17 protein-coding genes are annotated in these 21754 nt (G+C 40.2%); 7 read left to right on the plus strand and 10 right to left on the minus strand.

The window, feature by feature from the left end; all coding sequences use genetic code 11:
• Window positions 1–11: 11 nt before the first annotated feature.
• From uhpC to AB6N04_RS04105, 4 genes are all read right to left on the minus strand, one after another.
• The gene (uhpC, locus tag AB6N04_RS04090) at window positions 12–1331 is read right to left on the minus strand and encodes an MFS transporter family glucose-6-phosphate receptor UhpC (protein WP_369310652.1); all 1320 of its coding nucleotides are present in this window, start codon (window positions 1329–1331) and stop codon (window positions 12–14) included.
• A gap of 106 nt (window positions 1332–1437) precedes the next feature.
• Window positions 1438–2964 carry an MASE1 domain-containing protein gene (locus tag AB6N04_RS04095; protein WP_369310653.1) on the minus strand — a complete coding sequence of 509 codons (1527 nt, stop codon included), beginning with the start codon at window positions 2962–2964 and terminating at the stop codon, window positions 1438–1440.
• Window positions 2965–2968: 4 nt separating this feature from the next.
• Window positions 2969–3598 (minus strand): response regulator, encoded by a 630-nt coding sequence (locus AB6N04_RS04100; protein ID WP_369310654.1) that lies wholly within the window; start codon window positions 3596–3598, stop codon window positions 2969–2971.
• A gap of 242 nt (window positions 3599–3840) precedes the next feature.
• A complete protein-coding gene (locus AB6N04_RS04105; RefSeq protein WP_369310655.1) occupies window positions 3841–4872 on the minus strand; it encodes an ArsR family transcriptional regulator in 1032 nt (343 codons plus the stop codon).
• A gap of 1070 nt (window positions 4873–5942) precedes the next feature.
• On the opposite strand from AB6N04_RS04105, the gene AB6N04_RS04110 reads away from it, so the two are divergent.
• The 5 genes from AB6N04_RS04110 (at window position 5943) to glnB (ending at window position 11588) form a co-directional block, all read left to right on the plus strand.
• Window positions 5943–7382 carry a sensor histidine kinase gene (locus AB6N04_RS04110; RefSeq protein ID WP_369310656.1) on the plus strand — a complete coding sequence of 480 codons (1440 nt, stop codon included), beginning with the start codon at window positions 5943–5945 and terminating at the stop codon, window positions 7380–7382.
• 83 nt (window positions 7383–7465) lie between these two features.
• Window positions 7466–8200, plus strand: a complete 735-nt coding sequence (gene qseG, locus AB6N04_RS04115) for a two-component system QseEF-associated lipoprotein QseG (RefSeq protein WP_369311962.1) — start codon at window positions 7466–7468, stop codon at window positions 8198–8200.
• Window positions 8200–9540 carry a two-component system response regulator GlrR gene (gene glrR / locus AB6N04_RS04120; RefSeq protein WP_369310657.1) on the plus strand — a complete coding sequence of 447 codons (1341 nt, stop codon included), beginning with the start codon at window positions 8200–8202 and terminating at the stop codon, window positions 9538–9540. Before qseG ends, glrR begins: the two co-directional genes overlap by 1 nt.
• A gap of 74 nt (window positions 9541–9614) precedes the next feature.
• Entirely contained in the window at window positions 9615–11237 is a 1623-nt protein-coding gene (locus tag AB6N04_RS04125; RefSeq protein WP_369310658.1) for an NAD+ synthase, read from the plus strand.
• 12 nt (window positions 11238–11249) lie between these two features.
• The gene (gene glnB / locus AB6N04_RS04130; RefSeq protein ID WP_004912721.1) at window positions 11250–11588 is read left to right on the plus strand and encodes a nitrogen regulatory protein P-II; all 339 of its coding nucleotides are present in this window, start codon (window positions 11250–11252) and stop codon (window positions 11586–11588) included.
• Between the two features lie 183 nt (window positions 11589–11771).
• On the opposite strand, the gene hmpA is transcribed toward glnB, so the two are convergent.
• On the minus strand, window positions 11772–12971 hold the full coding sequence (gene hmpA / locus AB6N04_RS04135; protein WP_369310659.1) for an NO-inducible flavohemoprotein: 1200 nt from the start codon (window positions 12969–12971) through the stop codon (window positions 11772–11774).
• 464 nt (window positions 12972–13435) lie between these two features.
• On the opposite strand from hmpA, the gene glyA reads away from it, so the two are divergent.
• Together glyA and AB6N04_RS04145 are read left to right on the plus strand one after the other, a co-directional pair.
• Window positions 13436–14689, plus strand: coding sequence for a serine hydroxymethyltransferase (glyA, locus tag AB6N04_RS04140; RefSeq protein ID WP_369310660.1), 1254 nt, complete (start codon window positions 13436–13438; stop codon window positions 14687–14689).
• A gap of 81 nt (window positions 14690–14770) precedes the next feature.
• Window positions 14771–15919 (plus strand): 3-phenylpropionate MFS transporter, encoded by a 1149-nt coding sequence (locus tag AB6N04_RS04145; RefSeq protein ID WP_369311965.1) that lies wholly within the window; start codon window positions 14771–14773, stop codon window positions 15917–15919.
• Window positions 15920–16136: 217 nt separating this feature from the next.
• Here the strand turns inward: AB6N04_RS04145 and AB6N04_RS04150 are convergent, their stop codons facing one another.
• The 5 genes from AB6N04_RS04150 to AB6N04_RS04170 all read right to left on the minus strand — a co-directional run bounded on the left by AB6N04_RS04150 (window position 16137) and on the right by AB6N04_RS04170 (window position 21717).
• Window positions 16137–17414 carry a TRAP transporter large permease gene (locus tag AB6N04_RS04150; protein WP_369310661.1) on the minus strand — a complete coding sequence of 426 codons (1278 nt, stop codon included), beginning with the start codon at window positions 17412–17414 and terminating at the stop codon, window positions 16137–16139.
• Complete coding sequence (locus AB6N04_RS04155) at window positions 17405–17884, minus strand: TRAP transporter small permease (RefSeq protein WP_369310662.1); 480 nt, start codon at window positions 17882–17884, stop codon at window positions 17405–17407. The genes AB6N04_RS04150 and AB6N04_RS04155 overlap by 10 nt, the downstream gene beginning before the upstream one ends.
• A gap of 76 nt (window positions 17885–17960) precedes the next feature.
• The gene (locus tag AB6N04_RS04160) at window positions 17961–18965 is read right to left on the minus strand and encodes a C4-dicarboxylate TRAP transporter substrate-binding protein (protein WP_369310663.1); all 1005 of its coding nucleotides are present in this window, start codon (window positions 18963–18965) and stop codon (window positions 17961–17963) included.
• Window positions 18966–19011: 46 nt separating this feature from the next.
• On the minus strand, window positions 19012–20466 hold the full coding sequence (locus tag AB6N04_RS04165; protein ID WP_369310664.1) for a tagaturonate reductase: 1455 nt from the start codon (window positions 20464–20466) through the stop codon (window positions 19012–19014).
• A 345-nt stretch (window positions 20467–20811) separates the two neighbouring features.
• On the minus strand, window positions 20812–21717 hold the full coding sequence (locus tag AB6N04_RS04170; RefSeq protein ID WP_369310665.1) for an FCD domain-containing protein: 906 nt from the start codon (window positions 21715–21717) through the stop codon (window positions 20812–20814).
• Window positions 21718–21754 lie beyond the last annotated feature (37 nt).

Raw genomic sequence — 21754 nt, forward strand, 5'->3', positions numbered from 1 at the left:
TTTATCAGATTTTAATTATCAGAGGGTGAAACAGTTCCTGCCATGTGCTCTCGCTTGCTGACATTAGCAATCAAAAGCGGCATAAGCAGTAGCCCCATCAAGGCCGCTGCACTGGCTAGCAAGGTAAACATCCCAGACCAACCATAATGTGCAATGACTTGAGAGAGCGGCCATCCTGCAATTGCAGCCCCTAAATAGGCATACAACCCAAGATAGCCTGTTACCGCGCCCGCTGCTTTTTTATGACAATATTCTGTTGCAGCGAGACCGATTAACATTTGTGGTCCAAAAACAAAAAAACCGATAGCAAAAAAACACACAGCCAATAAAGCGTAATGATGAATTGGGGTTAGCCATAACGCACTGACGGAGATACACAGCCCCAATGAAAATAGCAAAATCATAGGGGCCCGTTGCCCGCGAAATAAAATATCTGAGCCCCATCCTGAGCACAGTGCACCCAGTAGCCCACCCAATTCAAATAACGACAAGGTTGCATTAGCGCTGAGTAAATTTGTGCCGTGTGTTTCTGTTAACCAAAGATTTCCCCAATCGTTTATCGCCATACGAATGAGATAAACTAAAATATAAGAGAAGCCTAATAACCAAATCATTCGGTTGAAAATAATGGCTTCTTTTAAAATTTCCCACATGGGCATAGGGGGAGACAAACGTTCTTGGCGCAGTTCCAGCACATCTTGACGCCATTGCCCAACACTCGGTAATTGCTCTTCTTGTGGGGTGCCACATAATTGACGACATAACCATAGCCCAACCACCACGCCGATCACGCCAGGGACGATTAACGCCATCTGCCAACTGTATTGCGTTGCTAACAGCGCAGTGAGTAAAGGCAGAAGCATACCGCCAAGGTTAATGGATATGTTCCACAACCCCCACCAAAACCCACGTTCATTGCGCGAATACCAGTGGGTGAGAATTCGTGCACAAGGTGGCCATCCCCACCCTTGGAAAAAACCGTTTAACGTCCAGACCAATAAAAGGGCAGGGAACGATAAACAGTAGGCAAAAATGATATTCAGTAACCCCGTCATCACAAGGCCAGCCCCCATAAACCAGCGGTAGCCTGTGATATCGTGGAAAATGCCTGATAAAAATTTCGAAATGCCATAAGTTAGGTAAAACGCGGTGGCAATCCAACCAATATCACTTTTATCAAGTAGTAACTCACTTTGCATGACGGGCATCACGAAATTGAAGCTCTTTCGCGTTAGGTAAAAAGTGGCATAGCCCACAATCATAAATAACATCAGTCGGCGGCGCCAAAAACGATAAGTGCTATCCAGATCCAACGTATTATTACCTGTCATGATGGTGTTTCTCGTGTTTGGCAAAATGTACTCAAATTTTTAACAAAAGGGATGAGAGAAGGTATTAGAGGGCTAGGAATAATTCCTAGTTTTGCGATGTTTTATCTCAAAATGTGGGCAAGTTAACAATTATTTGCGTCCCATTTTGTGCCGTGAGCGTCCAGTCTCCGCCAAGGGCTCTAACGCGCTCCTCAATACCCCGCAAACCAAAGCCACTGGTGCGTTTGCTAAAAGGAATACCCACGCCGTTATCATCGACAATAAGCTGGATCGAGTCACCCTTTTGTTCAAGTGAAATGTGGATCTGTGTGGCTTTTGCATGCTTACTGATATTGTTAAGTAATTCCTGCACAAGGCGATATAAAGTAAACAAAACAGTTTCGTTGACCGGTGTTTCTTGCAGAGCGTAACGAAAGTGGCATTGAATATTATTTTCAGCAAACGAAAATTCTGTGATCAAATGGGTGAGTGCATTTTCAAGGGACATTTCATCCAAAACGGGCGGGCGTAATTGGCGTAACAGTTGGCGTGTCGATTGGTGAATTTGCTGAGCTAGCTCATTAATTTGGCTTGCTGCGTGATGGCTTAATGGATCCGCTGCGGTTTTCTTCACTAACATGGATTGGATTTGTATCGCCGTAATATTTTGCCCGATCTCATCGTGCAATTCGCGGGCAATGGCTTTTTTAATGTCTTCTTCTGTATGAACTAACTGACGCATCAGATCACGTCGTGCTTTTAGCTCTTGTTCTAAGCGTTGACGATAACGCTGTAAGTTACTCGCAAGTTGTTTTTGTCGGCTAATTGCGATCCCTAACCCAATACCAATCAAGGCTTGAGTACTGAGGAACATTTCCAGTTCTTCTAAATCTGCGAAGGCACCATGAAATTGCCGTGCAAAAGTAATGATTAAACTGCCTAATAACGCTGAAAGCACGCCACCTTGCCAGCCATAGCGGTAAGCCATAAATACATTCGGAATAAAAACCAATAAAACAATCAAACGTTCTATTTCAGGTGCAAAAAAGACTTGAGCGCTGAGTCCTACCACACAAAATAAAAAGCACCAAACAATCAATGAAGTGCGTAATTGCTTATCGGGAGTGCCATAATCGAGCAGCATTTGATAGTGCTGCTCATGTAGGTATTCATAGATAAGATAAACAAATGGAGAAAGTAATATTCCTCCAGTGAATGTCGTTAAAAAGAGTTGGCTAATGGAATAAGCGGATAACCAGCCAAACAATAGCGCATGTAGCACACTGTTAGCGGCCACGCCAGCCAGCAATAATAATAAACGTTGCCAATATAAGGTGTAACGCCACCAAATATCTTGAATAATAAAAGCCACGCCAAGGCTTAATAGAGGGGACAGCAACAACATCGGTTGGAAAAGCAGTTGCTCCCCGGATAACCAAACATTTAGCAGCCCTTCGCTAAGTAACAGGGTAGGCCAATAGCGTCGCCACAAAATGATCATTAAGGCCAAGCGTAGCCCTTGGGGTAAAAATAGCGTTGCTTGAAAACTATTTTCGCTTAGATAAAAGCCAATGATCCACAACCCAATCCATAATAAAGAATAGGTAAAGAGCAAAAAGAGGGATTGAAGTGTAAGACGCAGGCTTTTACTCATGCCATCATGACCTTGAAATGAGGTTATGCTCGAGGGCGTAATGCACAAGGTCGATGGTGTTTTCGCATTGCAATTTGCCTAGCACATTAGCGCGATGTACATGGACTGTTTTATGGCTAAGTTCGAGCTGTTCGGCAATAGCTTTAACGCTAAGGCCTGCCACTAATAGGTCAAAAACCTCCCGTTCCCTAGGTGTCAATTCTTGCAAGCCTGATTGCTGTTGCGGCGAATGGCGCAGGGCTCGCATTGCATCAGCACACAGGTAACAGCCTCCTTGGTAAACAGAGCGTACGGCTTGCACTAATTCTTCCGGTCCACAGCGTTTAGTTAAATAAGCGCTTGCCCCTGCGTCTAAAGCGCTTTGCACAAAAGCGGGGGTATCATAGATGCTGAGAATAATCGTTCTAAAGTCAGGTTTTTTCTGGCGTAGGCGAGATAAAAGCTGCAAGCCATTTTCATCTGGCATTGAGATATCCATGATAGCGACATCAATCTCTAAATTAAGGAGATTAGGCCAAGCTTCTTGGGCATTAGCGTATTGCCCAACAACGCTAATATCCGGCTCGAGGGTCAATAATTGTGCGAAACCAGAGCGCACAACAATATGGTCATCAACTAAGGCTATTTTTATCATATTGTTATATTCTGTGATGAGTAGGGGATTGAGCAATCTTATATCAAGATGAGAAAGGATAAGCTAGGGATAAGGTAGAGAATTCTGATGTATATCAGAAATGTATTTGGTGACAAGCATACTATTAATCGGTGGTAGCCGAAGGTAACTATTTTTGATTATGGCTTTAGCTCGGTTAAGTCGTGTTAGTGTCTTAAACATAAAACCACCCGTCATGCGGGTGGCTATAATGATTGCTTAAGTTACATAGGTAGTGCTTCAAGAATATAAATATGAGAGTGCGTGTTAATGATTTTGTTAAGTTTAAGATCTGCATTGTTTAAGAGAGTCTCAAACTCCTTGATAGTATGTTCGCCACCTTCAGGTGAGAGACTTAAACAAATCAAATCAATATCATTACCGATATTTGGTTTGTTATCATCAGCGACAATACAGTCAATAATCAACAATTTTGAAGTCGGTTTCATGGCGCGACGAATGGTTTTTAATATTTCAACCACGTTATCTTCTGGCCAGTCGTGAGTAATGTACTTAAGTAAATAAATATCTGCCTCAGGGCATTTTTCGAAGAATGACCCTGGGTAAGTGCTCCAGCGAGAATCATCACCTAGTTGAGGTAGTATTGTTTGTTGAAGAACATGAGGCTGATCAAACAGAATACCTTTAGTGGTTGGGTTATTTTTTAATACTTCAAAGAGCAATGAGCCTAAGCCTCCTGCGATATCCGCAATCACGATGTTTTCTGGAAAATCATATGCGTCAACAACGTATCTATTTTCAACTCGTGACATGGAAGACATACCCACATCAAAGTTATCCGATAAGTGAACATTTTTTTTCCAGTATTCAAAGAAGGAAGCGTTAAACATATCTTTAAATACGGGTTTGCCAAGAATGATCTGATCAAGATCATAGATAGGCATCCAAAAAGTCTTATCCGTCAGCATAAGTACCGCTTGGCGTAAGGAGTAAGGATGATCAGAAAGTAAAAACTCAGCTTCAGGCGTTAAGGCAAAACGTAAATCGTCTTGAATTTTAAATATCCCGTGCGTCGTTAATATTCTGAGTGTTTTATGGATAACCTTCGGTTTTCCGCCAATTATTTTTGCTAACTCACTTGATGTTTTAGGGCCATCTTTTAAATATTCGGCGATGTTTAATTTGACGGATGCTCTTAAAGCAGCTTGAAACATGTAGCCAGTGGCTTTTTCAATAACACGAATAGCGGCATCCATATTTTCTGTTTGATTTAAAATCGTTGAAGCAGCGTTCATATCACGTCCTATTTTTTTGGGGAATAAAAGTTTATTAAAATTAAAGTATTTGGCATATTTTCAAAATATGCAAATTAATAATTATTAGAGTAAATGCATTTCTATTAAATTGATATCAAACGATTTAATTGCTTTAGCTGTTAAAGTGTTTACATTGTTATTATTTCAATTAACAACAATATTTTTAATTAATCATATCTTGTGGTTTAGATTAAAAAGAGAGAAAAATGAGAGGTTTTGTTTAGGTGTATAAAATAAGCGACAGACAGCTATTTGAACTGTCGCCAATTGGAGACATTTATCTCATTGATTAATAAGGAAGAAAAAAATGAAGTGTTTGAGTGTCTTAAATTGGCGACAATATAGAAAAAGAGATAAACTTTTTCACTGTGTGCAAGCAGCGAATTGGTTAGCTGAAAAATAAATATCTTTAATATTCAATCAAATAAAAATCAACTTGAAAAGTTGGCACGCCTTGTGCATAATAATAGGCAGTTGCTCATTCAACTTCTTATGTAGGTCCAAAATTAGTTGGGTACATACCACATAAACTAAGAATGACGCCAAAGTAAGGTGCCTACCGTCCAACAGCACAGATATTCGCCTTCGGGCCTTATCAAACACAGGGCGACACGTGGAGTGAGGCACCACCTATATAATTATCTTTAATGTAAAGACATAATTATATAAAAGCAGTCTAGAAGTTGTTATCGCTGGCGGGGTAAAGCTCAATACTTTATCCCGCCTTCCTGTTTTTTAGGCCCTACTGCGAATCACCGTGCTGCTATTTAGGCTCAGTTGCAATCCGAATAGTTAGGGATATTGAATAAATAACCTTAAGCAATCAAGTTCTGCAATAATACTTAACTCCCAACCTTCTTAATCATCTGTTTCCCCGTAGAATATACCCCACTGAAAATACACGTTTTTATACAATAAACTGGCACGTTCATTGCAGCCATTTAGTTATACTTAGTCTGATTTTTATGCTATGGCATTCAGAACCCGAATTCACCTTTTCGTGGAGGAGCGAGTTCTGCTACCATTGAAATACGTTTAATGGGTATGAGATGAATGTATTGAGCAAATGGCGTTTTTTCCCGCGTTCCTTGCGTCAACTGGTTGTAATGGCATTTTGGCTTGTTTTGCTGCCTTTATTAGTTTTGGCATATCAAGCGTATCAAAGCTTAGAACAACTGAGTAACCAAGCCGCAAATATCAATAAAACTACCTTACTTGATGCAAGGCGCAGTGAGGTAATGAGTAGTCTCGCGTTGGAAATGGAACGAAGCTATCGGCAATATTGTGTATTGCAAGATGCCACATTACAAACGCAATACCAAAAGCAATTTGCTGACTATCAACAAATGTTTGAACGGCAAAAAACGATCTTGCCGCAAACCTCGGATACCTCAAAACTGATCGCAACACTGGCACAGCTTAAAACAGTGACTTGCGAAAATAATGAGCCTACCGCCCAAGTGACTCAAGCGTTAGAACAATTTTCGGCAGAAAATACTGCACTTGTGCAAGAAACGCGCGATGTGATTTTTAGTCGTGGGGAACAACTGCAAAAAGCAATCGCAAATAAAGGCCAACTATTTGGTTGGCAGAGTTTGATTTTGTTCTTACTGAGTGCATTACTGGTGACTTTATTTACGCGAATGATTATTGGTCCAGTCAAAGTCATTGAGCGAATGATTAATCGGCTCGGTACAGGGCGAACGCTTGCGAGTAATATTGAACGTTTTAAAGGGCCGAGAGAGCTGCGCACCATTGCCCAGCGTATTATCTGGTTAAGTGAACGCTTAGCTTGGCTAGAGTCTCAACGCCATGAGTTTCTACGCCATATTTCCCATGAGTTAAAAACACCGTTAGCCAGTATGCGAGAAGGTACCGAATTGCTAGCTGATGAAGTTGCAGGCCCCTTAACAGCCTCACAAAAAGAAGTTGTCGACATTCTTGATCACAGTAGTAAGCATCTTCAGCAACTTATTGAACAGCTACTCGATTATAATCGTAAATTAGTCGATGACCCTCCAGAAGCCCAGTTAGTCGACTTACAAAAACTGATTGAAGATATTGTCAATGCCCACAATTTACCTGCACGAGCCAAAAACATTAAAACAGACGTGCGTTTAAAAGTGGAAAGTTGTTTAGCGGAGCCAACCCTGCTTGGACGTGTAATTGATAATATCTACTCCAATGCGGTGCACTATGGCGGCGAATCAGGTAATATTTGGATCACGAGTCGTCAAACGGACAATAAACTACTGATTGAAGTCGCGAATACAGGTACGCCAATTCCCGAATCTGAACAAAGCATGATTTTTGAGCCCTTTTACCAAGGCTCTTTACAACGAAAAGGGGCAGTAAAAGGAAGTGGGTTGGGGCTGAGTATTGCACAAGATTGTATCAAACAAATGGGTGGAGAACTTTCATTAGTCCCATCAAAATCAGCAGATGTCTGTTTTAGAATTGAACTGCCGCTAACAGCAGAGAATGAATAATGGTCAATCGGTCTACAGATTTTTTATCGGTGCTTTACCATAAGGCACTGTCATATAAACTTAATCAAAGAGCCCCTTTCGTGATGAGACGAACAGGGCTGAGTTTTGGGGCGCTGTTCTTTACCTTTATTCTCAGTGGATGTGTAACAAAAAATGGTCAATCACCACTGGAAACATTGGCGCAAGCGGTTGTGCCTGAGGTGCGAGTGACGGATTATCGCTATGCATCATGTGATACGATTTGGGAAAATGATCAACCTACCGCTCGTGAGAATGCGCTATTTTGGTTGCGCATGATGGACTGCGCCGATCGTACTGAAACCACGCAAGCCCGTGAAAAAGCGAGCAAAATAGAGGTAATGAACTGGTCAGATGCATTTCAACAAAATATTTTGTTGAACTCAGCCGACCCGACGATTGCGGAACGTCGTAAAATGCTCGATAGCATTAATACCTATAGCCTAAGTTTTCCAACAGCTGTACGCCCATTGTTACAGTTGTGGCGTGAGCAACAAGTGCAAATTATTAACCTATCAGATGCAGGTGCGCGTTATAAACGTCTACAACAAGAAATGGACACTAAGCTAGATCGCTTAAAAGAGGAGAATGCTAAGCTGGCTTTTGAGCTGAATACAACATCGCGTAAACTAGAAAATTTAACAGACATTGAGCGCCAACTGTCCTCACGGAAAAAAAGCACCAATGAAACGGAAAAAGAAGTCGAAAGTGTTGTTGAAGGCGATAAAGCGACCTCGACTGAAGCGGTAAAACCCGCAGAGCCTCCTGTAGAACAACCTTCATCGGAGAACGCGAAATAATGACAAACCGTAAGTCAGCAAATTTACTGTTGGTTGATGACGATCCAAGTTTACTTAAGTTACTTGGGATGCGGTTAAGCAGCGAAGGGTTTAAAGTCACCACCGCTGAAAGTGGCCCTGAAGCACTCAAAATCTTACAAAAAGAAAAGTTGGATTTGGTGATAAGCGACTTGCGCATGGATGAAATGGATGGAATGGCGCTATTTGATGAAATTCAAAAAGCCCATCCCAATATGCCAGTCATTATTTTGACTGCCCATGGTTCAATCCCAGACGCTGTTGCAGCGACTCAACGAGGGGTGTTTAGCTTTTTAACCAAACCTGTGGATAAAGACGCATTATATAAAGCTATCGATGATGCGTTAGCGTTATCGTCTTCACCGATGAGTGATGAAGAGTGGAGCTCAGGGATAGTCACTCGTAGCCCCTTAATGATCCGCCTTCTCGAACAGGCTCATATGGTGGCGCAATCGGATGTCAGTGTGCTGATCAACGGGCAAAGTGGAACGGGTAAAGAGGTTTTAGCACAAGCGATCCATAAGGCTAGCCCACGAGCTCGCAAACCCTTTATTGCCATCAATTGTGGGGCGTTACCAGAACAACTGTTAGAGTCTGAATTATTTGGTCATGCGAAAGGGGCCTTTACAGGCGCTGTGAGTAATCGAGAAGGGCTGTTTTTTGCTGCAAGTGGCGGCACGCTGTTTCTTGATGAAATTGGTGATATGCCAATGCCTTTGCAGGTAAAATTATTGCGCGTGTTGCAAGAGCGTAAAGTGCGTCCGTTAGGGAGTAACCGAGATTTAGACATCGACGTGCGTATTTTATCTGCAACACACCGTAATTTACCGAAAGCGATGGAAAAAAACGAGTTTCGTGAAGATCTCTATTACCGTCTGAATGTGGTTAATTTACGCATTCCAGCACTGAACGAGCGTGCAGAAGATATTCCATTACTGGCAAATCATTTATTGCGAGAGTCTGCATCACGTCATAAGCCTTTTGTGCGCAGTTTTTCAAGTGATGCGATGAAATGCCTAATGACAGCCAGTTGGCCAGGTAACGTTCGCCAATTGGTTAACGTAATTGAACAATGTGTGGCATTAACCACATCTCCTGTGATTAGCGAAGCCCTTGTTAGTCAAGCGTTACAAGGTGAAAATACTGCACTGCCAACCTTTGTTGAAGCGCGTAATCAATTTGAATTGAACTATTTGCGTAAGTTATTGCAAATGACGAAAGGCAACGTGACTCAAGCTGCCCGAATGGCAGGGCGAAATCGTACAGAGTTTTATAAATTACTTGGCCGCCACGATTTGGAAGCTAATGACTTTAAAGAATAATTTATATTATTCACCTATATAATCCACGTGGAATAAGGTGATCCATATTCACGCTTCGGGAGAAGAAACACGTTATGAGCCGTAAGCTTAATATTTCACTCGCACAACTCAATTGGTTAGTCGGTGACATCGAAGGTAACTGTGATCGTATGTTGCAAGTGGTGAGTGAACAAGCCCCACACACCGATATTGTGATGTTTTCAGAACTGTCTCTGACAGGTTATCCGCCTGAAGATTTAATTTTCCGCGCAGATTTTGAAGACAGATGTGTGGCTCAACTTGGCCGCCTACAAAAGGCCAGTACAGAAACGGCGATTATTGTCGGTCACCCTTGGTACGAAGGGGATGAAATATTCAACGCACTTTCCTTCTTTTATCAAGGAAAACTGCACGCCCGCTATTTTAAACAAGAATTGCCAAACTATGGTGTCTTTGATGAGCCGCGTTACTTTACCGCAGCAGAAAAAACCTGTGTGGTGGAGTTTAAGGGGTATCAATTAGGTTTGTTGATTTGTGAAGACATTTGGTATGACGAACCTGTAGATGCGGTAAAAGGTGCTGGGGCTGAGTTATTATTAACTATCAATGCATCTCCGTATGATATTCATAAAGAACATATGCGTAGCGACTTACTGGTTGATCATTGCCAACGTACACATATGCCTATTGTTTACCTTAACCAAGTCGGTGGGCAAGATGAATTAGTCTTTGATGGTGGCTCTAAAGTTATTGCGAATAAAGGCAAGCAAACTTACAAATTAGCTGAATTTAAAGAGCAGGTTGTTACGGTACAATTTGATGAGCTGGCGTTGGTCACTGAAGGTGGGGTGTTTATTGAAAATGACCCCGTTGCACAGGTATACCAAGCCTTAGTGATGTCGACGCGTGATTATATCAATAAAAATGGTTTCAATGGCGCTATCTTAGGGTTATCTGGTGGGATTGATTCAGGCTTAACGGTGGCAATTGCAGTCGACGCGATTGGTAAAGAGCGAGTGCAAGCCGTTATGATGCCGTTTCGTTATACATCAGAAATGAGCATTCATGATGCCAAAGAACAGGCCGAACTATTAGGTGTGGAATTTGATATTGTCTCCATTGAACCGATGTTTGATTCATTCATGGCGCAATTAAGCCCTATGTTTGAAGGTACTGCGGTTGATACTACTGAAGAAAACTTACAAGCGCGCTGCCGTGCTGTTATCCTAATGGCGATGTCTAACAAGCGCCGCCGTTTAGTCCTAACAACCAGCAATAAGAGTGAATCCGCAGTGGGTTACTCAACCCTGTATGGTGATATGGCAGGTGGCTTTGATGTATTAAAAGACGTGCCAAAAACACTGGTTTTCGAATTAGCAAAATACCGTAATACGCTTTCGCCAGCTATCCCACAGCGTGTGATTGATAGGCCACCATCAGCGGAGCTTGCGCCAGGTCAGCTAGACCAAGATAGCTTGCCACCTTACGATATTTTAGATGCGATCTTAGAAGGCTATGTTGAAAAAGATTTATCGGTTAATGACCTTATCAAGTTAGGTTTTGATAAAGACGTTGTCCGCAAAGTGGTGCGTTTGGTGGATCTTAACGAATATAAACGCCGACAAGCACCTGTTGGGCCGCGTATTACTATGCGGAATTTTGGTAAAGATCGCCGTTATCCGATCACCTCAGGTTTTGGCCGCAAAAACTGGTCATAACAGGAACTATTTATGAAAAAAATTGATGCAATTATAAAGCCATTTAAACTTGATGATGTTCGTGAAGCGCTTGCGGAAGTTGGGATCACTGGGATGACTGTCACTGAGGTGAAAGGGTTTGGTCGCCAAAAAGGGCATACCGAACTGTACCGCGGTGCAGAATATATGGTCGACTTTTTACCGAAAGTAAAAATTGAAATTGTAGTGCCTGACGATATTGTGGAAAACTGCGTTGAAACCATTATGCAAACGGCACAGACAGGTAAAATCGGTGATGGCAAAATCTTTGTTTACGATGTCGCTCGTGTTATCCGTATCCGTACTGGTGAGCAAGACGAAGAAGCAATTTAACTCATTGAGTGAAAAGGCGGTAACGGAAGATACACAGGAATGGGATTAGAACAGTGTATCTTATTATGCGAGTCCGCTACCGCTAAATTGCGAGAATATCAAATACACCACCATTAAAGCAGTTTCTTTTTACTGATACGTTTTTGGAAATGCGCTTCTTATGGGAAGCGCATTTTTTAGCTATTAGTTGAGTGTCAGCACTTTATGAGGACCAAAACACTCATAATGAATTGCATTTTCATTAATCCCCATTGAAATTAATTGTTGGCCAATATGCTGCATGAAGCCAACTGGGCCACAGAAATAGAACTGCATATTCGGCTGGTCAATCCATTCGCGCACTTTTTGTAAATCCATCAATCCTTCATATTGATAATCAAATCCAAGACGGTCGCTGTCACGCGGCTGATTAAACCAAATTGCACAATGCCCTGCTTTTTGTTGTGCCATCAATTGTTGGATTTCGTGGCGAAATGCATGAACTGCACCATTTTCCGCGGCATGTAGCCAATTGATGGTTGCATCATGACCTTGCTGTGTGAGGTGATTTAGCATACTTAACATAGGGGTTAGACCAACACCTGCTGAAATCAACGTTACTGGCGTTTGATTATCGACATCAATAAAGAAGTCGCCACATGGTGGTGCTAAATAAACACTGTCCCCTTCATTGATCTGTTGGTGTAAGAAATTCGACACTGCACCTTGGTCTTCGCGTTTCACTGCAATACGGTAACTTTGCCCATTCGGTGCTGTCGTTAGAGAGTATTGGCGAATTTCTTGGTTAGCAAACCCTTTATGATTGATATAAATCGTAATGTATTGACCTGGACGGTAGTGAGCCACGGGTTCTCCATCAACAGGGACGAACTCAAAACTGGTGATAACATCACTTTGCTGTTGTTTTTGCTTCAGTTTAAATTCGCGTAAACCTGCCCAGCCCCCTATTTTATCTGCATTTTCTTGGTAGATTGAAGCTTCACGATCAATAAAAATGTTAGCTAACACTCCGTAAGCTTTGCCCCAAGCATCAAGCACTTCTTGGCCAGGATTGAGCAATTCATCAATGGCCGCCAGTAAATTTTCACCGACGATTGGGTAATGTTCAGGTTTAATATTCAAACTAGCGTGTTTTTGGGCGATTTTTTCAACGGCAGAAATTAATGCTTCTGGGGTTTCGATATGTACCGCATAGGCGCAAATTGCGTTAAACAATGCTTCGCGTTGCGCGCCATTAGCTTGGTGAGTCATATTAAAAATATCTTTTAATTCAGGATGTTGTTTAAACATTCTGTCATAAAAATGTGCAGTGAGTTTTGGCCCAGTCGCGGCGATAGCTGGAATGGTTGATTTAACAATCGCGATGGTTTGGCTGTCTAACATACAGGTGCTCCTGAATTAATTTCATGTTCTCAGTTGGGAAGCATTCTTGAGTTTTCGTTGAGCTATCAAAAAATAAAATACTTATTTTTCATTGTAATAGCTAAATTTAACTGTGAAAAAAGCCACTTTTTTTGAGAGACATAACGCTTATTTATAAACATGTATTTTAAATACAACTTATAATATTTAAGGGTATATGTAAAGACGTAAACAGATAAAATAGGGCAAAAGTAGGCACATAATGAGAAGGGGCTCGCAATAGCAGATATTCCTACGTCAAAATTTGATATATGAGCTATTTTATAATGAGGTGAAGTGATGATAATAAGGTGAAAAAAAATAATGCAATCGTTTGCGTATATTTTTTGTTTAGGGCTATCTCAAGAGCGAAAAAGAGTTTACACTGTGTGCTATTGCGATGAATTGATTGTCAACCTATTGAATTGCTGAGGCAGGAGAAGTGAATGTTAAAGCGTGAAATGAATATTGCAGACTATGATCCACAATTATGGGAAGCAATGGAGCAAGAAGTACAACGTCAAGAAGAGCACATTGAATTAATTGCTTCTGAAAACTATACCAGTCCACGAGTCATGCAGGCTCAAGGTTCTCAGCTAACCAATAAATATGCAGAAGGGTACCCGGGCAAACGCTATTACGGCGGTTGTGAGTATGTTGATGTGGTTGAACAATTAGCGATTGACCGTGCAAAAGAATTATTCGGTGCAGACTACGCAAACGTGCAGCCACATTCAGGTTCACAAGCGAATGCGGCAGTTTACATGGCGCTGTTACAACCAGGTGACACAGTATTGGGGATGAACTTAGCTCATGGTGGTCACTTAACTCACGGCTCCCCAGTCAACTTCTCAGGTAAATTGTACAATATCGTTCCTTACGGAATCGATGAAAGCGGCAAAATTGACTACGACGATATCAAAGCGCAAGCTGAAAAACATAAACCCAAAATGATTATCGGTGGTTTCTCAGCATACTCAGGCGTGGTTGATTGGGCTAAAATGCGTGAAATCGCAGATAGCATCAATGCTTACTTATTTGTAGATATGGCGCATGTGGCAGGTCTGATTGCAGCCGGTGTTTATCCAAACCCAGTTCCACACGCTCACGTTGTGACAACAACGACGCACAAAACGTTAGCGGGTCCACGCGGTGGTTTGATCCTCGCGAAAGGGGGGGATGAAGAGCTGTACAAAAAAATCAACTCTGCGGTATTCCCAGGCTCCCAAGGTGGTCCTTTAATGCATGTGATTGCAGGTAAAGCGGTAGCCCTGAAAGAAGCTATGGAACCTGAGTTCAAAGTGTACCAACAACAAGTTGCGAAAAATGCGAAAGCAATGGTGGAAGTTTTCCAACAACGTGGCTATAAAGTTGTTTCTGGTGGCACTGAAAACCACTTATTCTTAGTTGATCTAGTTGACAAAGATATCACAGGTAAAGACGCTGATGCTGCGCTGGGTCGTGCTAATATCACGGTGAACAAAAACAGCGTACCAAACGATCCGAAGAGCCCATTTGTGACTTCAGGGGTTCGCATCGGTTCTCCTGCGATCACTCGTCGCGGTTTTAAAGAAGCTGAAGCACGCGAGCTAGCTGGCTGGATGTGTGATATTCTAGACAACCTCAATGACGAAGCGACCATTGAGAGCGTGAAACAAAAAGTATTAGCAATCTGCAAAAAATACCCAGTTTACGCATAATATAACCAGGTTTAGTTACCTAAACCCGCTTCTACTGTTAAGTATAAGCGGGTTTTTTGCATTGAAAAAAAGGGAGGAATGATGGTCATTCCATCAACGCGCTGGCTAGCAATTGATTATTTTACCTACTTTTTTGCATACAGTATTTTCTTACCATTTTGGTCTGTTTGGCTACAAGGTGAGGGTATTGATGCTGAAATGATAGGCGTTTTGCTTGGGGTTGGTTTAGCGGCTCGTTTTTTGGGGGCGATGTTTATCACACCATTAGTTAAAGAGCCTTCTAAGTTAATCACCGCAATACGGTTATTGGCAGCTTCTTCTTTAATTTTTTCAATTGCTTTTTCCTTTGGCTCCCACTGGGCATGGCTACTCTTTGTGATGATGGGTTTTAACTTATTTTTCGCGCCTATGGTTCCGTTAGGGGACTCATTAGCTGGCACATGGCAAAAGCAGTTTACATTTGATTATGGCAAAATCCGTGTATGGGGCTCGATAGCCTTTATTATTGGCTCTTCATTAATGGGCTATTTGGCGGGCGTCTGGGGCCATAGGTCGATTATGGTTGCCTTGATAATCAGTTGCCTCGCATTATTGCTTGGCGCAATGTTAAAACCTGCGATCATGCCGACGGGAGCGGCGAAAGCGGATAATGGCAATAAAGTCACATTCAAACAACTGATTGCTGATAAAAATGTGGTGAGGTTTTTAATTTGTGTAACCTTATTACAAGGTGCCCATGCCGCTTATTATGGTTTTGCGTCTCTATTTTGGAAGGAAGCGGGTTATTCCGATTTAGTTATTGGTAACTTATGGTCATTGGGTGTTGTAGCTGAAGTGATGGTTTTTATGCTTAGCCACCGTCTATTTAGACGCTGGAGTGCACGTAACTTACTATTGCTTTCCGCATTTTGTGGCATTATTCGTTGGGGAATGATGGGGGCATTTACCGCATTACCTGTGCTTATTGTGGTGCAAATTTTACATAGTGGTACGTTTACGGTATGTCATCTTGCAGCTATGCGCTTTATTAGTGCTCGTAAAGAAAATGAAATTATTCCATTGCAGGGCGTCTATTCAGCGCTGGCTACTGGTGGTGGTTTAGCGGTATTGACGGTTATTGTTGGTTATATTTATGAGCGCGTTCCTACCCATCACGGCGTGGTATTTTATTTGATGGCGTTACTTGCGGTGCCCGCTTTATTTATCCGACCGAAGATCACCGCTCAGTGATAATCTGCCTGCTGCCAAGCTATAAATTCGATAACGTATTTATAGCCTGGTTTGCTGCTCAATTTGCGACTCAATATCATCAATATAAGCTACAGTGATATTTTCAATATTAATTTATTGAAGTAAATTAATAGATTGATATTTATTAAAAAAGAAATAAATCATTAAAAAAGTGGCAAGTTTTTTCATGACAAGCCACTTCAATTAAAAATTATATTTATAAGCTGGGTAAAAATGTTGTAAATACAGGCATAAAGGTCACCATTAATAAAACGACAATTAATGCAAGGAACAATGGCATGACCTCACGAATAAAGTCAGCTATACGTACACCTGTAATAGATGTAGCAACAAACATGACGGTACCCATTGGTGGAGTTAAACAACCAATAGCTAAATTGAGTATCATAACTATACCAAAGTGAATAGGGTCAATACCTAGCAATTTAACAGTTGGCATTAACAATGGAACAAGTACGATGATAGCCGCATTTCCTTCAATAAACATTCCCAAAATTAATAAAACAGCATTAACGATCATTAAAAATACATAGGGATTATCAGAAAAACTGGTCATCATTTTTGCTACATCTTGCGCGACTTGTTCGTTGGTCAGAACCCAAGCTAAAGCGGAGCACGTCATGATAATTAACATAATGCTGGCGGTTGAACGGGCAGTTTCTAAAAATGAGGCCGCAATATCTTTTAATTTCATTTCGCGGTAAAAAAAGGCGCCTATAATGATGACGTATAATACTGCGATAGCACCTGCTTCTGTTGGGGTGAAAATACCAAACCGAATCCCGCCAATAATTACTAATACCAGTAAAAATGCGGACATTGCACCTTTACCCGTTTGGTAAACTTCAGAAAATGTAGGCGCTCTATCCCTAGCAGGTTTATACCCACGCTTTTTTGCAATAAGATAAATGGCAATCATTAATGCAATACAGCACATTAAACCAGGGATAATTGCAGCCATAAACATTTTGCCAATAGAAACGTCAGCGACAAAACCATAAATAATTAAAGCAATACCTGGAGGAATAATTGGCGTAATTAGAGAACCCGCAGCCGTTACCGCAGCTGAAAAGCTTTTACCGTACCCTAACTTGGTCATTTCAGGCACTAACATTTTAGACAACATGGCGCAGTCAGCAAGGTTAGATGCTGAGAGCCCACCCATCATAGTGCTCAATAAAACGTTCGACTGTGCCAAGCCTCCTGGATAGTGACCAGATAATGTGCCTGTAAACTTCAACATTCGGCTTGTTATCCCTGTGTAATTAAGCAAATTACCTAGCAAAATAAAAAACGGGATTGCGAGTAAGGTAACGTTTTCACCAGCACCAATAATACGTTGTACAGCAATTAATGGCGAGATATCACCGGTGGAAAAGAAATAAGTTAATAAGGCGATTAATACACTTAAAAAAATAGGGACATTAATTAAAAAACAAAAAATTAAGACAATACAGGCGATAACTACTGACATGGTTTATCCCCTTTAATCAGTTTGCTTATATCTTGAAACAAATGTTGAACAGAAAATAACACCATAATGGATGCGCCAATAGGGACGGAGAGGTCAATGTAATAATAAGAGACGCCGATTATTGGGGTGATCTTATCTTCTGCGATCATAGAGAGCTCATAGCCTAGATAGCCAAAAATAGATAAAGAAACGATAGCCATGATGTGAGTTACGACAGCGATGAACAGTTGCATTTTTTCAGGTAATAGTGAAGTAATCGCATCAATACTGACATGCATTCTTTTTCCAGCGGCGGAAGCTGCACCAATCATGACAAGCCAGATATAACTAACAATTAGAATTTCTTCGCTCCACATTAGCGGATCATTTAACAGCCAGCGCATAAACACAGCAAGAATCGTGATAATGACAATCGCTGCAACGGCTAAAGATGAAACGATATCACTTAATTTCCCCAAAAATTTAAACATAGAAGGTCCTTGCGAAAGTCATAAATAACCATTTATTAATTTGTAATATTGGCGGTAGAACCGCCAATCAGTATGGTTAGTTATTAATAATATCTTGTGTTTGTTGATATAAATCCGCAGACCATTCAGGGAATTCATTATAGAATGGTTTTGATTTTTCTTTGAAAAGAGTACGGTCAACCTCTACTACTGTCACTCCTTCAGTTTTCATTTTTTCAATAATATCTTTTTCTTCTTTAAGGACTAATTCAGTTAAATACTGTCCGGCTTCATTACCTGACTCAACTAAAGCTTGTTGGATGTTTTCAGGTAATTTACTGTATGTTTTGCTGCCCATCACTAAGTTGGTGACGTTTTCAACATGGCCAGTTAAAATTAAGTATTTCGCGGCTTCGTGGTGTTTTTGCCCATATAACACAGGAATTGGGTTTTCGGCGCCATCAATTATTTTAAGATTAAGTGCAGTATAAACTTCAGCTAGAGGTAATGGCGTCGGTGTTGCACCCATTGCTTCTAACCCTTTAATTTGTATTTTATTATTAGGTACACGAATTTTTAGGCCTTTTAGATCTTCAGGAGTTTGTACCATTTTATTTGCTAAAATATGGCGAGAACCATACAACCAGTCTTTAGAAACAACATGTAGACCCTTTTTATCTAATTGCTGTTCTAAAGAGCTATACCAAGGAGAGACATTTAATTTAAAAATATCTTTATAGGATAAACCTAAATAGGGACCGAACATAATGCCATAATCTGGAACATAATCATAAAAGAAGGCACCATCGGCGAGAGTGATCAGTGGACTACCCAGTTTCATTTGTTCGATAACATCCTTCTTCGAGCCTAATTGTGAGCTTGGGTAAGGAATTAGCTCACCTTCACCATTAGTTTTTTCATTAAATTTTTTAGCCCATTCATGAACGGCTAAGTCGAAAGGTTCACCAGGATTATTTTCGTAAGCAACTTTGAGTTTATATTTAGCTTCTGCGAAAGCAGTGCCAGCCATACTGCCCATTAAAAATAGGGCGCTGAGTGTTAAGCCTAAAATGTGCTTCCCGTTTAGTGTGTTCAGTTTCATAAAAATCTCTCCTGTAGGGGGATTTATTGTTTTAAATAGTTATTGTTTATTTTGAGTATCTATCTTCAAGTATTGCTTGAGTACCACTATTCAAAATCTGTGTTATCTTTAGGGCAATATTTTCGGCTAATGAATCTATTTGATTGAGATCTATTCCCCATAAATCAGTCATAGCGAGCACATTGTAAGTGAGCTGTGTAATATCGGTATCATAAAGCCTATCCCAAGCTTTAAATCGTTCAAGTAAATATTCATCATCCTTCAATGGAATAGAAAGATGATTAAACTTTCCACGATAAAAAACAATTAAAGCTGCGAGTGAAAATGAAATGCAATAGGGAATATTATTGTTCTGTTGAGCATAAGAGAGTAACTGAGGCAGTAGCCGTGTTTTAAATTTAGTCAAAGAGTTAAGGGAAATAGACAATAACTCATGCTCTATATAAGGGTTATTAAAGCGGTTAATAACGTCTTTAGCAAACTGGTTTAACTCAGAAGCGTCTTGAGATAAAACAGGGATTACTTCCTGTGTGATAAGCTCTTTAATATAAGCCAAGAATATTGGATTTGAAGTAACTTCCCGGACTGTTTTAATTCCAGCTAGATAAGCGACAGGCACCATTGATGTGTGTGCGCCGTTAAGTATCGCAACTTTACGTTCTTTATAGGGCTTAATATCATCAACGATTTTGATATTTAAAGGGAGTGAATTAAGCTTTAATTTCTCTTCTAGAATTTTGGGACCTTGTATCACAAATAAATAGAAGTGCTCGGCAGTAACAAGAAACTCATCTTTGTAGCCTAATTTACTTTCTAATTTTTCAATTTCATTTTTAGGATAGCCTGTAACTATTCTATCCACTAATGTAGAACAAAAGGTATTACATTCATTTAGCCAAGTAATAAACTCATTTGGTAGAGACCAATCTTGAGCATATTTAATGACAAACTCTTTGAGTTTTTCGCCATTGTAGTCAATTAGCTCGCAAGGAATGATAAATAATCCTTTTTCTTGGTCTCCATTAAAATATTGGAAACGGTGAAATAAAAATTGAGTTAATTTACCTGGGAAGCTTTTGGCTGGAACTTCTTCCAAACGAATCTCAGGGTTATACACAATACCCGCTTCGGTTGTGTTAGAAAATATCCATTCCAACTCTGGATTTTCTGCACACTTTATAAACTTATCATATTCAGAATAAATGAGGATCTCTCTGTTGACTGAGTTTATGAGTCTAATGTCAGCGACACGCTGTTGTTTTTCATTAATTCCCCTAGTGATGGCAGTGTATAGTCCGTCTTGCTTATTGATTGAAGGGTGTACAGAGTTGATAGGTCTCACAAGGGTGATACCACTATTGAAATCTGTTTTTTCATTAAGCTGATCAATCATCCAATCAATAAATGCACGTAAAAAATTACCTTCCCCAAATTGCAAAATTTTCTCAGGGTATTGCTTCGTGACTATTGACTTTCGGTTCAGGTAATTATCCATAGCCATTCCTCTAGTTATTTTATGTAGTTATGTTCTGGTGTGGATTCAGACTAGAAGTATTTTGGGAAAGGAACTATTAATTGCATCAATTTTGTGGAATAAATACCTTTTTCATGTTTTTAATGCGTTTTTTATGAATAAAAAGCGACATATAACCTTAGTTTAAATATATAGGGGTAATCTATCAATTTGATAAGTATTCAATTTTTTCGATTCTCCTTTGATGTTCTGAAAAGCCATGTATCATTAACTTGGTTTTTTTTAATAAAAATCAGTGGAGTAGAATAAATAAGAATAGTAAGGAAATATATATTTCCTTACTATTAACGGACAAACTCATTCTAGCAGTATTTATTCATAGGTCTGTTGAATCGAGCTGATCATCGTTCGTTTTGCGGTATCTAGATGGTGGCGCAGTTCATTCATTGCGACAAGATCATTACGGCTAATTAGTGCACTTAAAATAGTCATATGTTCTTCAATTGCAAGCACATTTCTTTCTTTTAAGTCAGATTCATCCCACTGGTACTGAAAATGGAAAATGACAGTAATAATTTCGAGTGATTGATTAAAAAAGGGATTATTAGCTGCCGAGAGAATTAAACTGTGTAATTCATAATCAAGCTGTGAAAAATCCCGATAGTTAATAGTTACCGTTTCTCGGAGCGCGCGGTGTTTTAAAAGCAGTTCTTTCGCTAAAATCCAACGATGATCATCTGCGGGTAAATTTAGAAAATGTGTTAAGGCATTTGTTTCTAGTAACTCTCTAAACTCAAAGAGTTTTTCGGCATATTCACGTGAGAATTTCATCATGTGCCAGTTGCCACGGTGGGTATTTTTAATCAGTCCATAACGAGAAAATTCAACTAAAAACTCACGAACTACACTGGAATTAACATGGCTTTTTTTAGCTAATTGAAGCTCTGTAAAGGTGTCACCAGGCATCAGTTCTTTGGTTTTTATCATTTGATAAAAAGCTTTTTCGAATAAAACGATTTGTTGGTCGGGAAGATTAGATTCTACAGGAAAGAAATCATTTTTATTTGGGTAGCGAATAACATGGAATTCATTTCCTTGTTTTTCAATGATTTTCTTTTCTAAAAGGTAGTCAATCGTATGCCTAACAGTGGTTCGGCTGATATTAAACATCTCCGCTAAAGAGGATTGAGAAGGAAAGGGAGAAGTCAGTAGATTTTTGTGAATTGCGTCTAAAAACTCATTAATGGAGCTGTAGCGTAAGTTTTTACTTCTCACCATTACTCTGTTCCTTTTAGTGTTTTTTAAGTTTAAAAAA

The sequence above is a fragment of the Providencia rettgeri genome, from assembly GCF_041075285.1.
GTDB classification, from domain to species: domain Bacteria; phylum Pseudomonadota; class Gammaproteobacteria; order Enterobacterales; family Enterobacteriaceae; genus Providencia; species Providencia rettgeri_G.